Raw genomic sequence first — 14,098 nt, 5'->3', positions numbered from 1 at the left:
CCAGTAGTCACAACCCAGGGTTCGGGCTCGTGGGCGATCATGTGGAGATGGCCGGTCTCGAGAAGCATTCCGGCAACGTTCGTCGCGAGCACGGAGCGGCTCGCACTCTTCCGGTGTGGGTGGTGTCGGTGGCCACCGTGCTGGTGCTCGTACTCGCCGGTGTGGTGCTGCTGTCACTGTGGCGGTGGATCGCTGGTCTGGGTTTGGCAGAGCCTGACGGCCGAGCACATCGAAAGCTGCCGTGACCACGTCCGCGATCTGCGCAGCGGGATACTTTCCCACGCGGGCATCCGGCTGACACTGCGCTGCCCCAGGCCGAACCTGGTACTGCCGGGCTCTTCACCGGCACGACGGGCCCGCAACCAGCCACCGTGGCGCGTGTTGCGACCTCGTGTAGTCACTCCGCTATCGCGGGTGAGTACCCGGCGCGGCTACCATTCGCGCTATCGCACAAGGATCCGCAACGGCCGTCACCCCGTGCGGCTTCCGAGAGCAGTCGCCCTCGCGGCACAGGCCAACCGTGGTAAACCCACGCACCTGAGAATTCCCCACCACGACCGGTCGGCACCGGCTGCACGACCAGCTGATCGGCATGCTCTACGCATGTTCGCCGGTGACCTTCATCCACGCACGCGTCGAGCCAGCGCGGCTATCTCACCCGCTCCCTCATCGAGATCGAGATCTTCGCCGTCGAGGCGCTGTGGCGCGGGCAAGGCGTGAGCATGGCACTGCTGCACCACGCCGAACGCCACCTCACTGACCGACGGAATCCGCCTCGTGCTGGCCAAGGTCGACGCATGGAGGAGGCCCGGTATTCGCCGCGGCGCGTCCCTTTCTGCTGCAGCCGAGGCCGGCCTCGATGTCCAGGCGGCTGCCACCCGCTGGGCCGTTCGCTGTAACGGGCGGACACCACGGCGTGATGGTGGGTGCATGGTCAAAGGCTCACGGTCTCGTCGTCGCTCGAACTCATCAGTGGTGCCCTGGTGGCGTCCGGTGTTGGTGATCGTGGTGCCGGTGGTGATCATGACCGCGGTGGCGGTGCTGGTGTTCGTGCGCTTGCTCGACCCCAGCAGTCCGACCGGTCGCCTGGAGCTGATCCGCACCTCATTGGCCGTTGGCGCCGGCACCGGGGCAATCATGACGCTGGTGCTGGCCTGGCGTCGCCAGTGGTCCACCGAGCACGACGCCATCGAGCGTCGGCTGACCGACCTGTATGTCAAAGCGGTCGAACAACTGGGCTCGGACAAGGCCCCGGTCCGCCATGGCGCGCTCTATGCGCTGGAGCGTGTCGCTCAGGACAACCCAGACCATCGACAGACCGTGGTCGACGTGATCTGCGCGTACCTGCGCGCTCCCTATACCCCTCCCCCCGACACCCCTGCGCCCCGCCGCACCGGGGTACCCGCGTCCTTACGTGGCACACCGGCCACCCGCGTCGCCGTCGCCACCGCTGCCGCGCGCCGCATCAGCCTCCACCCGCCCACGCCACCCCCCACACCGGAAGACCTGCGCCAAGAACGCGAGGTCCGGCTGACCGCCCAGCGCATCCTCAGCCGCCACCTGCACCCCGGCAACCGTCCCCGCCGCCCAATTCACACCTTCTGGCCTGACATCAACCTTGACCTCACCGATGCCACCCTCATCAACTTCGATCTTTCCGCTTGCCACATTGGAACGGGCCGGTTCAACGGGGCGAAGTTCACCGGGGACGCCCGGTTCGTCGGGGTGGAGTTCACCGGCAACACCTGGTTCGACGAGGCGAAGTTCACCGGGGACGCCGAGTTCAGGGGGGCGGAGTTCGCCGAGAACGCCTGGTTCGACAAGGCGGAATTCACCGGGGACACCGCGTTCAGCGGGGCGAAGCTCACCGGGTACGCCTGGTTCGGCGGGGTGGAGTTCACCGGGAACGCCTGGTTCAACGAGGCGAAGTTCACCAGGGACGCCTGGTTCAGCGAGGCGAAGTTCACCGAGAACGCCTGGTTCGGTGGGGTGGAGTTCGCCAGGGACGCCTGGTTCGACGAGGCGGAGTTCACCGAGAACGCCGTGTTCGCCGAGGCGAAGTTCACCGGGGACGCCTGGTTCGACGAGGCGGAGTTCACCGAGAACGCCGTGTTCGCCGAGGCGAAGTTCACCGGGGACGCCTGGTTCGACGAGGCGGAGTTCAACGGGAACGCCTGGTTCGACAAGGCGGAATTCACCGGGGACACCGCGTTCGACAAGGCGGAGTTCGAGAACTTCGCAGTGATGACAGGCGCGAAGACGCGTCCGAGACAGTCAACATGGCCGACCGGATGGGCCACCACCGGAGATGCTGCTGTTGCCGACCGCACAAGCAGTTGGTTACGGCTTGTGCCCGTTCCCGCCACGCTGCTCTCGGCGCACGACGACCCCACCGAAGCCGCAGAGTAGACACTCCCTGGTGCGGTCGGCTGTTTTGGATCGCCCAGCGCATAATCGAACGCGTGATCGATAGCGCGCAGCCGTCGCCGAAGCGCGGGTACCTGGAGACCCTGAAGGTGTCCAAGCCGGTGTGGGTGAACTTGGCCATGGTGTACCCGGTGGACGCCTCGGATGGGGTCCACTTGGAGGGTGGGATCGACTTCCGCGCCGTGGTGCCCGGCGAACTGAAGATGTGGAACCGGATGACCTCGGGCCACTGGGTGGCGTTCGTTGCGTTCTCGTACCGCTCCGGCGAGGGCTACACGCGGGTATCCCAGTGGGTCCTTGCGGACGCCGTGAAGCCCCGTACGGATGGCCGTGGGTGATCCGCTGCGGGACAGGTGGCCCTGAGCTGCGAAAGGCAGCGGCCGGCGCCGCGCGCCTGGCGACCGCCACGGCATTCCAGACGACCTTGAACCGGTCACTGTCGGCGGCGGTTAGTTCCACACGCCACTACCGATGAAGCCATCGGAGAGCGGTCCGGCGGCAGGGGCTGTCGGCGTGCTTGGTCATCGGCCGCGCGGAGCTATCGTCCCGCGTCGCTCTGCTCGGCGTTCACGGTCTGGGGTGTTCGGGTGGCTCGCCAACGTGCTCGACGCGGTAGCGGTAGGCCGGGACGTCGTGCTCGCCCATCGGGTTGCAGTCGGGGTACACGTCGACGAAGACCTCACCGGTGTCGGTGGTCACCGCCCAAGATTGCCACGTCAGGTTGTCCTGGATCACGCCGTCCTCTGCGCTGAATACCAGTTTGGCCAGGTCGACGGGATCGTGGAGATCGAACTCTTCCATGCTCATGAATCCCAGCGTAGAGCGAAACTAGCCGCTCAGCGTCGTCGACGCGCTGAGCGCTGTGGTCGTGCAGGCAAACAAATACCGCGAGGTCGAGCGGAACACGGTACGACAGCACTCGCAGTATGGTTGTCTTGCCGCGGGTGGCATGCGTGCGAGCGCGCCGAGGCCAGCAACTCCTGCGCTGAACAGGTGACCGCCGCAACTCTGGCGCCACTGCCTCCACGAACCCGCGGGTATGCGTCTTGTCATCTGACGTTCCTCGTTAAGCATTCCACCCTCAAGACGATGTCAACGGAGTGGTGCGCGGAACCGGCCTATGTTGCCGGATTCGGCGCCTCTGGCCTACCTGCATCGCTCGCCGTCGCAAGGTAAGATGCCACCTGTTTAGGAATCTCATTCGCGAACCTCGCAGAGCCGCCTTCGGCGATCTCGGCCTTGGTGCGCGAGAGATGATCCACGGGATGGATGTCCCGGAACGTGACGGAACTGTGGAAAGAAACGCCGTGAAATCCAGCGTAACCGAGAAAGCTGGCTCCGTTGAAGGCGGTGTATCCAGCGAAATTCGCGTTGTGGAAGTCGCCGTCTCTAGTAAAGGTTGCCCAGCTGAAGTGGGCAGCTTCGGCGCATTGCGCTGCGGAGAAGTTTGCGCGAACGAAGTTCGCTTCTCTGAAATTGGCGCACCCGAGGAAGACCGTCCCGACGAAGGTGGCCCGATCGTTGACGGTCACCCGATCAAACCTGGCATCTTCGGCGAACGTCGCACCGTCAAACGAGGCTTCCTGGTCGACCCTAGCGCCAGTGTACCTTGCAGTTCCATTGAAGGTGGCCTTATTGAATCGGCCTTCACGGAGGTGGCAATCTGTGAGATCGAAGTCGGTCAGGACTGCTCCAGTGAGGTCGAGGGCGATGTCTTCCCAGTAGGTGGGCGTCGATGCCTGGTCGCGGACGGGCCGGAGGTGGCGGGCGAGGAGCCGCTGAGCGGTAAGGCGGACTTCGCGTTCGTTTCGGGCCTCGATCTCCAGGTCGCAGCGTGCCGGTGCCACGCGGGTGTCGGCCTTGGCTGTGGCAGCTCGCGTCGACGCGGATTTCAATAGCGGTCGCCTCACTCCCAACCTACGGTTGGTGGGACGCCGCAGTAGCGCGTCGGGAGCCCGCAGGTAGGCGCAGACCACGTCGACGATGGTCTGTCGTTGGCTCGGGTTGTCCTGGGCAAGTCGTTCCAGTGCGTAGAGGCCACCGTGCCGAAGCATGGCCTGCGGCGAGCCGAGCTGCTCGACAGCTTTCAGGTAAAGGTCGGTGATTCGTCGTTCGCGGGCGTCGTGCTCGGCGTGAGTCGCGGCACGAACAGCGAGTTCGTGGTCCTCGTACTTCTGCAGCAAGTCCAGTTCGGTGGAACGCTGCCGGCGAATCGCCAGCCATAGCCCCACTGCCCCGCCGAAGCCGATGCCGAGTGCGCCAGCGGTTCGTACCGCGTCCAGCTGCTCTCTCGTCGCCCCCGAAGCGAGCAGCAGCCATGCCGTACCTGCCGCGATGAGCACCATGACCGGGACACCCACCGCGATGACCCACGTGGGAATCGGACGCAACGGCGGCCGGGCCCTCGGCAGGTCGAGTCCGCGCGCTCTCGCTGCCTCCGCAGCGGCGGGAGCGCGAGCTCGTGTCAGGTTCTCGGGTTCGGTCACTCCTGAACTGTCGTTCTCCGCCTGTCGCCTGCTACATGCCAGGCCGTACCGCGACTCGAACGAGCGGTACCGCGAGCGCAACAACTGCCGCGTGCGCGCGCTGTCCACGGCGTCGTTCCCGACACCGTCACCGGCGCAGGTCATCGACGTGGTCGCGCCGACTGAGTACACATCCGCCAGCGCCGACACACCACCAGCCCACAGGCACACCTGCACCCTGTTGGCTGCGGCCAGCGCCCGCCCCACCGCCCAGTCTCCGCAGGCAGCAACGGCGCACGGCGCACGTATAGCGGTGCAGGTTTTGCTGAGTGTGGTGAGTCTGGACACCACCATGCGCTACCACCTCACCGACCACACCGGCGACCGCAGCCCGTTCTACCTGCTGGACCCGTGGCCGCGGACTGATTCCCCTTCGCAATCGTCGCCCGCGAACGGCACCACGCCGCTGCCGTCGGCTGTTAGCCTTCCGTGCACCGGTCGACGGCACCGGTTCTCGTGGCCCGAGGGGAGGGTCCATGGCAAAGGCCGACATCAACGTCGACCCGGAAATCTTGCGCGGCGGAGTCCAGCAGGTCATTGCGGTGGTGATCGAGAATTGGCGGGCCCAGCAGAGGGCCTACGAAGAGGCGCTCGCGCTGGTCACCGGCCGGGTCTGGGCGTGGGTGGGCGGGCACGGCGGAACCGGGCGCACCCGGGCGGCGAGCAACGCCTACCTGGACCTGGTCGCCGAAACCATTCAGGCGAAGATCACCGAGCTGCAGACCTTCATCGAGTACATGCAGGCCCACGCGAACAACCTGCTCGACCTGGCGGAGCGGACGGAGCAGGCGGACCTGCACGCGGCGAACCTGCTCAAGGACGTCGCGCAGGACATCGGTGAGGTGAAGGTGCGATGAGCCGGAAGCCGCCGCTGGAACTGCTGATGCCGGTGGAGATCCCCGGGGAACCGATCGACGACCACGTCAGGGCGGACGCGGACGTGTTCCAAAGCTGGATCGCCTACCTGCTCAGCCCGGACCAGCACGACGGGCCCCGCCTGTACGTGTGCCAGGTCGACGGGTGCGGCGCGCGCCTGGAGTACGACTACAACGAAGGCTGGGTCGGGCACGAGTGCCCAGGCTGGGGCGGCTGGCACTTCCGCGACTCCGACGACGCCTTCGAGCTGCGTTCGGTGCTGGACGGCATCGATCCCGGCAAGTTCTTCTACGCGCTGTACGCCTTCTCCAACGTCTGGATCCAGCCGCCCGGCCAGATCGGCGAGACCTTCGGCAAGCTTGTTGATCCGTTCCTGCTGGATTCGGCGGCCGCGGCGAAGGCGGACGGTGAGGACTACCCGGAGTCCTCCGAGGAGTCCGCGGCCAACGTGCACTCCGCCTTCGAGGCCATCCAGCGTGGTGTCCAGGACGACCGGACCTTTCAGCTCCTGACCTACCACCAGCGCGCGCTCGCCTATGCCAAGGGCCACGAGAACCAGATGCTGGCGATCGCCGAGTCGCTGGGCCGGTACCGGGCGATCCACCTGGTGGCGCTGAACGAGGTCCGCGACCTGATGGTGAAGATGACCGAGCGCTTCGCCCAGAAGCTCGAGCCGGCCGAGGAAAGCGGCCCGGAGCTGAGCTTTGTCTCCGCAGCGATCGCGGCCATCGTCGGCACGATCACCACCGTGGCCACCGGCCCGGTCGGCGCGGCCGCGATGACCGGCATCATGGGTGCGCTGGGGTCGCTGGCGACCGATCTGAGCAGGGGCGCGGAAAAGCGACCGGTCCCGGAGGGCACCTGGCGCGAACTCACGGACGACTTCATCCGCGAAGCCAACCGGATCGGTGACGAGGCCTACGAAGCGCTGACGAGCCTGCCGGGGCGGCTGACCGGTCAGCTGGAGACCATCCGCACCAAGGACATCTGGATCGCGGGCGGGCAGGGCGGCCAGGAGGGCGACCGGATGGAGCAACCCCGCCTTCACTCACCGCAGGCGCCGGTGTTCTAGGACGGGGTGATCGCAGGGACGAGGTCCCGCCGGCACCGCCCGCACACGAACAGCAGTGGGGCGCCGTGGCCACTGCACTGGCAGCGAACTTCGCGCGGACGGTGGCCGATCGGGGGCAGGTCGCGGCAGGTGAGAATGCCGCCGCCGCGCAGCACGGTCACCACCGAGCACGCGTCCAAGCCCGTGTCGAGGGCGCCGATCCAGTCGCGGCCTGTTGAGGCGAGCATGTGCCACGGCCGTTGCTGCCCGGCCAGATGCAGACCTGGGTCAGCCGCGGCTGGAGTGGGCCAGGAGCGGGTGCGTGCCCTCGGTCCAGCCGAGGAACCGCACGCCCGCGCCGCGCCGGACCGTGCCGGTGGCCGTGAAACGGCCACCGTGGAGCACGTGCCGCAGACCGTCGGCGGCCGGCTCGAGTACGGTGCCGCGCGCCTGATCGATCAGCCTTTCCGCGTGGGCGAACTGTGCAGCGGGCTCGCAGAAGCTGAGCAGGAACAGGGCCTGCCGCCACGCGTACGCGGCGTTCTTCAGCTGGATCAGCGCCGCGTGCCGGTGGCTCGCGCGCTGGCCCAGCCTGCGCCGGATCCAGCCGAAGGTGTGTTCTGCGAGCTGCGGCGCGCGTTCGCGCAGTTCGCCGGTCAAATCCAGGGCATCGACCAGCACCGCGAGGTTGTGCGTGGTCAGGATCTGGCTCTGCTCGAGCAGCATGCCGTTCGCCGCGACGGAACCACCCGGGGTACCCGCCCGCGTGCGGCACACAGCTGTGAAGTCCGCAGCGGTCCGCTTGCCCCAGCGCAGGACCGTCTTCGAGGGCTCGGACCAGTCCGCGGGCAAGTCGTAATAGTGCGCGTAAAGCGTGCCGGCCAGCAGACGGCTCGCCACCGCGGCGGCGTCGCGCCATGTAGTGGTGAACGTGCCCATGAAGATGTCCGCGGCCACTTCCTCCACCAGCGGCAGCTTCAGCCCGGCCTGCTTCGCCAGCGTTCTCAGCTCGGACACCAGCGGATTCGGCAGCACGGCGTGCGGGAACGCGGTGAGCGCGAGCATCGTGGTCTGGCGCAGGACGCGGAGTGCGGCCGCGGCGGTGCCCGGCTCGGGTGAGTGGCACGGGCGAGTGCGTCCACCCACGGCAGCTCGCTGAACCGCACCTGGTGCTCGAGGTTGAGCAACAGCAGGCTGCGGCGGCGCCGGAACGCGGTGTAGGTCTGCTCGTGCAGCCGGGCCACGACCGGGTCCTCGATCGCCGCGCTGAGCAGCCGTGAGGTCAGTTGCGGCAGCACGAGCGCCAGCGTCTCCCCCGAGGGGATCACGCCGAGGTCCACCAGCTCGTCCGCCGGTGCTTCCAGCGCCCGTGCCGCCTTGCGCACCAGGCGGTCCGGCATCGGTGTACCGCTGGGGATGGTGGCGGTCGTCTCGGTGTCGGAGACCGCGGCCGTCGCGACTTCGAGCGAGGGCAGACCGCTCTCGGCCGGGTAGCGGTCCAGCCTGCCGGCGAGCACAGCGGCGAGTGCGGCGTTCGTCGGCGCCGTGACGGTAGCGGCCTGGGCGGTGCGCCACCCGCCACGCTGTTCGGTGTCCGGGGCGCCCCGGCGGCTGAGCGTGCTGGCGAGGGCGCGGCGGATCCGGCCGACCTCCCGCGCGGTGAGCGCGTCACTGCCCTGCGGGCAGGACTCCAGTGCGCGGCACAGGATCGCGAAATTGCTCTTCGGGCTGGTCTGCCTGCCCGAAGGTGTGTGGGTGCGACACGTGCCGGCGAAGTCCGCGAGCCACCCGGCCCGGGCCGCCGCCCAGTCCGCAGGCCACGTCCGGCAGGGCCAGCCCCCGCGCACGGTCCCCTTCTCCAGGGACGGCAACTCGCCGTCAACGGTCCGGCACCACAACGCGACCAGCCGGTCGTACAGCGGATCCCACACCCTCAGCGTGTCCCGCATCGCGGCGATCTGCGCCGGGACCCGCACCGCACGCAGCGCCGCGGCGGCCTCGTCCACCGAGGTGACGCGGACGGCGGAATCCGACGGCCGGGTGACCGGCTCGAAACGTGGCGTCAGCCGCAGCCGGTGCATCAGCGGGCGCAGTTCGGCCACGAGGTCGAGAGCCTGCTCCGGGTGACCCTTGTCCAGCAGCAAGGCCACCACGGGCAGCGCCGCGTCCTCGGGCACCTCGACCCGGTAGTGACCGCGGCGCAGCGCGTCGAGCAACTCGGCCTGACCGGCGTCACCGAGGTACCAGAGGTTGAGCCGTTCGCGCCCATTGCGCCCGGGTACATCGTCGGGCAGGCAGGCGACGCGGGCCGCCTCGTCCTCGGACAGCGGCACCTCGGCCAGATACCTGCCGGTCGCGAACCCGCCGTGCGCGACCTCGAGTGTCACCCACGCCGGGGTGTCCGCCACCGGGGTGCGGGAACCGACCGTGAGCGTTGCATCGGCCATCCCGCTGACGACATCCTCCCAGCGCCGCAGCTTGCGCAACGCCCGCTCCCGGTCGGCCTCGGTGCCCGCGCTGACCGCCGCAGCCAGCGCCCGCGCCAGCTGACCCGTCGCGTAACCGGCTGATGCGGCGCGGTTCTGCTCAGGCACGGCGGACTCCACAGTTGATCGGACATCGAGGCTGATCGGCCATGGAGGCGGGAATCGAACCCGCGCCCTTCCCGACCGGAGCGGGACGATCTGCCACTGATCTACTCCATGCGTGCGCAGACCTTATCAACCACGCACACCAGCCGCTCCCGATTTCCCTGGGAAACCGTTGGAACCGACCTCCGCAGCGAACCCGAGGTGACCGCGCCAAAAGCCAGGGCCAGCTACTGGCCGCCGGTGGTCGTCGCGTGGCAGACGATCCACCGGTCGAGAACGCTGCAGGGCAGTGCGTCCATGCCGGGCGGCAGTTCCCTGAGGTACGGCTAGGGATCGACGCGGTCGTGCGACATGAGGAATGACCGGGAAAGCCTAACGGGCAATATGGCGCACCGGCGAGCCCAAAGAGCCGCTCGACCCGACGTTTGTTTTCCGCAGCGAGCAACCCGGGTTCGGTCTACAAGGCGAATTGGAGGTAGTCGTGGATCAGTGCTGGCTGAGAATCCTGAGCGTCCCGGCCAAGACGACCGCAGCCACGTTAGGGCCGAGTTCGGTTCGACGCCGACCACACGGTCAGGCAGTGTCCACAGCTCTACTGGAAGCGAGCGTGCCCGTGGCGGGCTCGACACGACGGTGTCCGAGCCGCCACGGACCTGCTCAAGCTGCTCGAGCGCGGGGAGTCCATTCCCCTGCTCCGACCGACGGGAGGCGGCCGTTGTCCAGGGGGTCGAGCACACGCCCGACCCAGCCTTCGCACTGCTGGACCAACGCGCGCGGAGCTCCGTCGGGCACCAGCACCATCCCGACTCTCGTCCACGCCGCTTGTGTGGCCGGGCCGCGGGCCTTGACGTGCTCGGTCAGCCGCGAGCGCAAGGCAGGGGTGCGACGGTCGATCGACCCGACGTACCGCACGATGCCCACGTCGTCGGTGACGACGTAAACCGCGGTGCGCAGCTCGGTGTACACGGTCCGGTCGAGGACGTCTTCGATGGGCATCAGCTTCGGCATGATCGAGCCGCACACGACGCCGAGCGAGTTGTAGGGGCCAGGGTCGCCGATCTGCGGGATCAAGCCGGCCAGCACGCCGTGGATCCGGTGTGCCTGGTCGAGGGTGAACCGGATCGGGGGCCGCGTCACTGGGCGGCCTCGCTGTGCTCGTCGGTGCCCGCGTGAACGTCGAACCTCATGTTCCACATCTCGAAGCGCCTGCTCAGCTCGGCCAACCGGGAGTGGAGGTTCTTGGTGTCGCGCACGCCATAGGTGTTGACGTGCGGCGGTCCCGCAGGCTGGGGCTTTCCATCATCCCCGGGCACCATGTCGGTGTGCGAGGCGATCTTTTCGACCAGGTTTTCGAGCTTGTCGACCAGTTTCGCCGCGTGCTCGGAGTCCTGGCTGACGCGCGCCAGCGCGCTGTCCGCCTCCCCCAGGCGGGCTTTCTCCGCCGCCTTGGTCACCCCGGCGAGCCAGTCACGCAGGCCTGCGGCGTCCAGCCTGTCCCCCTCTGCCGGCTCTGTGGTGATGTCCTGGGCGGTGCAGTCGATCGGGATCTTCCGGACGGAGACCCCGTTACGGCCGTCGAAGATCGCCTGCGCGAGCTGCTGAAGACCGGCTGGGGTGGCGGCCAGGGCGTCGATGATCTGAGTGGATTCTCGGTTGTCCTCGCCTTTCTTGCCACCGAGGCCGCTACGGCCGATGATCATCTCCGGGCCGAAGAAGAGGTAGAACCCGCCACGCAGAACCAGCTGGCGGATGGCAGCCCCCCACGGCAGAGACTCTCCGCGCCGGCGACCATGGTCGATAGCGGCCAGCTCGGCCAGGGCGGTGGCGAGCAGCTCGGGCACCGGCCGGGAATCGAGCTGCGCACCGCGCACACCGCGGTGCCGCAACGCGCGTTCCATGGCGGACTTGCGCATGCTGCGGTCCGGGATACCGAGGTTGATGGAGCGCATCACCACCTGGGTGGCCAGGTCGGACCTGAGGCGGCCTGACTTACTGTTGCCGGGCTCGATGACGCCGCGGCTGGCGACCGCGCGCGGGATGAGCCGGTCCTCTCGCGACCGGGGGGTCGGCAGGAAGACGGCCGCGGCCGCGACCATGACGTCATCGCGGTGCGTGCCGCGCCACTGGAGGGCGGCGCTCGGGGTTTCCAGCATCGTCAGGATGTCTTCCTGGGTGAAGCCGGCGCCTGCCGGCAGCATGTTGCGGCGAGTCAGTTCGCCGATCACCGCTTCGGCGCGGGTCTCGTGACGCGTGTCCTCGGTGAAGTCGAGTTGGCGGTCGAGGTGCTGCTCACTGACCAGCTTGCGCCGGACCTCGTCGAGGTCCACGTCGGTGGCGTCAGGGTCGGCCTTCAGGACCACGGTGCTCTTCGGCATCACCGACCGCAGCATGAACTCGACGTCGTCGTCGCTGACGGGCCGACCCTCCCGCACCGCGGCGGCGGTGGCCAGCACCTTGTCCCGCAGCTCCTTCATCGGGTGCCTATTGAACTCCTTGGCCGTGGCAGGGGGGAAGGTCATCCACGAGGTCAGGACCTGAGAGGAGGTGATGCCGTTGAACTTCTGCGCGTACATGGTGCGCGAGTAGCTGTCCGCGGATTCGTAACCACCGATACGCGTACCGCCCGGCAGGTCGAGAACCAGCGGGAACAGGACCCCGCCGCGGCGCACGCCGTTGCGGCGGATGTCTTCGCCGTAGGGGCTGTTGGCGTCGATGTGGGCGTCGACGACGTCCAGTTGCTGCGCGATATGGGCGAAGGCCTCGGCGGGCGAGGCGTGCCCGGTGAGGTCCATCCGCAGAGCGGAACCGTCCTCGAGGGTGCTGTAGCGGTCGAGTGCGTAACGTCCGGTGTAGCGGAAGGGCTCGGCTCGCATGTTCTCCAGCGACCGCTGGATCATCCAGGTCAGCACGTCCTGCTGCACCAGAAGGCCCGAGGTGCCGCGGGCGACGAGTTCCTTATGGCTGGGTGCGGCGCGCAGGGCCGATACCATGGCTTGCGGATCTGCGGCGTACCAGGGCAGCGTCGTGGCCACCTCAGCCGGCAGGCCGATGGTGAGCGCCTCCGCGCGGATGGCTTTGAACTGTCCGAACGTCATGGGCTTGATGCGGCTGGCGCGCAGTTTCGCCTCGACCGGGCTGATGCGTTGAACATCGTCGTCGCCGGAATCCGGTGCGACGGCGGTGGATGCCACCATGTCTCTGTCCTTAGTTGATCAAGCGCCGTGGGGGCACGGCGGCATGCTGACGCGATCAACGCGAAGGACAGAACCTCCGAGCGCTCCCGTTCGCGGGGCGAGGGCAGGGTGCCCGCGCCTGACGTTCGGAGCACCCCGACTCATCTGCGTGGCTGTCCGAGCGCCGTCAACTTGTGACGGCGTGATTCGTCCGGGGCCATGAGTTTCATGGCTCCGGGCCTGGTGGCGAGTTGGGGCGCTATCGCCTGGGAATAAGGTAGCACCGCCCACCGACAGTTTTGGTGGGGATCGACGGCGTACCCGCGATGCGCGCTAGGCACCTGCAGGCTGTGCAGGAGAGGGACCCTTGCGATCGTCGAGGGCCAATCTCGGGGTCGGGCTGGCCGGGTACCCCGTACAGCGTCGCCGAGGTGTGGAAAGCGAACGACCGCACCGCGGCGGACCACGACTGCTTGATCGTGTACACCGGAGCGTTGGTCGCCCTCGCGATCGAGCGCGAGGCTGGGACGGTGGCCGTCGTCAGCGGGGTCGCGTCCTGTGGCCTGCGAGTGCGTTGATGGCCTCGGTGACGAGCAAGCCTAGCCGAAAGACAGCGCGGAGTTGGCGAAGTCGCGTGTGTCGGTCGGCGGATGACGTCCGTTTGAAGCCAAGTGCGGGGGTCGAGGACGTGGGTCGAGGCTGGGAAGCAGGCGCGTGCGGCCGCGAGGTTATGGCGGGACGATGCCGGCGCGGGGCATAGGTGTCTTCGTGTGCATCACTGGCAGAACCCCTTATCGCATGCTTGTGCTCGTGTGCTGAATTGCCTGAAGGCACATCGCGCGAGATTGAGCGAACGAGACGTTTCCGTAACTCTTTAGACCAGTTCGTCAGTGACGAGTAGGTCGTAGAGAGTCGACCCCGAGGTTGCTTGCCTGCGCATTCACGCGTTCGGCGGTTTCGGGGTCGTTGAGGTCACTGGGTGCTCCGAAATCACGAATGCGCGATGATGTTGGTGACCGATTTGCAGCAGGCTGCGAAGGGTATGTCGTCGGTGCTGTAACGGTGTGCGACTGGTGACCGATCTTGTGGCATCGGCAAGATTCGGGAGGCAGCAGAGCTCGTGCACGACGTACTACCGCCGCTCAACGTGGGCCTCGGCAACACCGTGGTGTTTCTGACGGTGCCTCTCTCGTCGTGTTTATCCAGGTGCAGGGCACCTAGGCTGCGTCACCAGGAATTAGGGGACCGTGTGAACGTGGCTCGGTTGACGCTGGGCACTCCCTTGGTTCAAGGCGATCAGGCCGCTGCGGTGGTGTCGCGACACGGCGAGGCCGCGAAGCTACCGGCTTCTGGTCCGTGTCGGTCTGTACATTCCCGTGTGATGCTGAACGAAAAATTCGGTGCAGTGCGCTGTCGGCCTGCGTGGTCAAAAAAAGCCGTGAGGATCGTGCGCCG

At 67.6% G+C, this 14,098-nt stretch carries 13 protein-coding genes and 1 tRNA gene; 7 read left to right on the top strand and 7 right to left on the bottom strand.

Features of this window, described 5'->3' with window-relative positions; translation table 11 throughout:
* The first annotated feature begins 47 nt into the window (after positions 1-47).
* The 3 genes from JOM49_RS26630 to JOM49_RS26620 all read left to right on the top strand — a co-directional run bounded on the left by JOM49_RS26630 (position 48) and on the right by JOM49_RS26620 (position 2,765).
* Positions 48-245 (top strand): hypothetical protein, encoded by a 198-nt coding sequence (locus JOM49_RS26630; RefSeq protein WP_209666951.1) that lies wholly within the window; start codon positions 48-50, stop codon positions 243-245.
* A gap of 532 nt (positions 246-777) precedes the next feature.
* Entirely contained in the window at positions 778-2,409 is a 1,632-nt protein-coding gene (locus JOM49_RS26625) for a pentapeptide repeat-containing protein (protein ID WP_209666950.1), read from the top strand.
* A 53-nt stretch (positions 2,410-2,462) separates the two neighbouring features.
* Entirely contained in the window at positions 2,463-2,765 is a 303-nt protein-coding gene (locus JOM49_RS26620; protein WP_209666949.1) for a hypothetical protein, read from the top strand.
* A gap of 229 nt (positions 2,766-2,994) precedes the next feature.
* On the opposite strand, the gene JOM49_RS26615 is transcribed toward JOM49_RS26620, so the two are convergent.
* Positions 2,995-3,234, bottom strand: a complete 240-nt coding sequence (locus JOM49_RS26615) for a hypothetical protein (protein WP_209666948.1) — start codon at positions 3,232-3,234, stop codon at positions 2,995-2,997.
* A 311-nt stretch (positions 3,235-3,545) separates the two neighbouring features.
* Positions 3,546-4,772, bottom strand: a complete 1,227-nt coding sequence (locus JOM49_RS26610; RefSeq protein WP_209666947.1) for a pentapeptide repeat-containing protein — start codon at positions 4,770-4,772, stop codon at positions 3,546-3,548.
* Positions 4,773-5,428: 656 nt separating this feature from the next.
* On the opposite strand from JOM49_RS26610, the gene JOM49_RS26605 reads away from it, so the two are divergent.
* Positions 5,429-5,809 (top strand): hypothetical protein, encoded by a 381-nt coding sequence (locus tag JOM49_RS26605; RefSeq protein ID WP_209666946.1) that lies wholly within the window; start codon positions 5,429-5,431, stop codon positions 5,807-5,809.
* The gene (locus JOM49_RS26600; protein ID WP_209666945.1) at positions 5,806-6,900 is read left to right on the top strand and encodes a hypothetical protein; all 1,095 of its coding nucleotides are present in this window, start codon (positions 5,806-5,808) and stop codon (positions 6,898-6,900) included. Before JOM49_RS26605 ends, JOM49_RS26600 begins: the two co-directional genes overlap by 4 nt.
* 267 nt (positions 6,901-7,167) lie before the next feature.
* Here JOM49_RS26600 and JOM49_RS43340 read toward each other — a convergent pair whose 3' ends face one another.
* The 3 genes from JOM49_RS43340 to JOM49_RS26590 all read right to left on the bottom strand — a co-directional run bounded on the left by JOM49_RS43340 (position 7,168) and on the right by JOM49_RS26590 (position 9,584).
* The gene (locus tag JOM49_RS43340) at positions 7,168-7,896 is read right to left on the bottom strand and encodes a hypothetical protein (RefSeq protein WP_245369486.1); all 729 of its coding nucleotides are present in this window, start codon (positions 7,894-7,896) and stop codon (positions 7,168-7,170) included.
* Positions 7,884-9,473 (bottom strand): hypothetical protein, encoded by a 1,590-nt coding sequence (locus tag JOM49_RS26595; protein ID WP_245369485.1) that lies wholly within the window; start codon positions 9,471-9,473, stop codon positions 7,884-7,886. Before JOM49_RS26595 ends, JOM49_RS43340 begins: the two co-directional genes overlap by 13 nt.
* Positions 9,474-9,512: 39 nt before the next feature.
* Positions 9,513-9,584, bottom strand: a tRNA-Arg gene (locus JOM49_RS26590).
* An 87-nt stretch (positions 9,585-9,671) separates the two neighbouring features.
* On the opposite strand from JOM49_RS26590, the gene JOM49_RS43860 reads away from it, so the two are divergent.
* Positions 9,672-9,800, top strand: coding sequence for a hypothetical protein (locus tag JOM49_RS43860; RefSeq protein ID WP_281068334.1), 129 nt, complete (start codon positions 9,672-9,674; stop codon positions 9,798-9,800).
* Positions 9,801-10,127: 327 nt separating this feature from the next.
* On the opposite strand, the gene JOM49_RS26585 is transcribed toward JOM49_RS43860, so the two are convergent.
* Together JOM49_RS26585 and JOM49_RS26580 are read right to left on the bottom strand one after the other, a co-directional pair.
* On the bottom strand, positions 10,128-10,607 hold the full coding sequence (locus JOM49_RS26585; RefSeq protein ID WP_209666944.1) for a GIY-YIG nuclease family protein: 480 nt from the start codon (positions 10,605-10,607) through the stop codon (positions 10,128-10,130).
* A complete protein-coding gene (locus JOM49_RS26580; RefSeq protein WP_209666943.1) occupies positions 10,604-12,664 on the bottom strand; it encodes a hypothetical protein in 2,061 nt (686 codons plus the stop codon). Before JOM49_RS26580 ends, JOM49_RS26585 begins: the two co-directional genes overlap by 4 nt.
* A 410-nt stretch (positions 12,665-13,074) precedes the next feature.
* Here JOM49_RS26580 and JOM49_RS26575 point away from each other — a divergent pair, with 410 nt between their 5' ends.
* Positions 13,075-13,221, top strand: coding sequence for a hypothetical protein (locus JOM49_RS26575; protein WP_209666942.1), 147 nt, complete (start codon positions 13,075-13,077; stop codon positions 13,219-13,221).
* The last annotated feature ends 877 nt before the right edge of the window (positions 13,222-14,098 follow it).

This window comes from Amycolatopsis magusensis (assembly GCF_017875555.1).
Classification (GTDB): domain Bacteria; phylum Actinomycetota; class Actinomycetes; order Mycobacteriales; family Pseudonocardiaceae; genus Amycolatopsis; species Amycolatopsis magusensis.
This window is presented reverse-complemented; position numbering and strand designations above follow the sequence as displayed.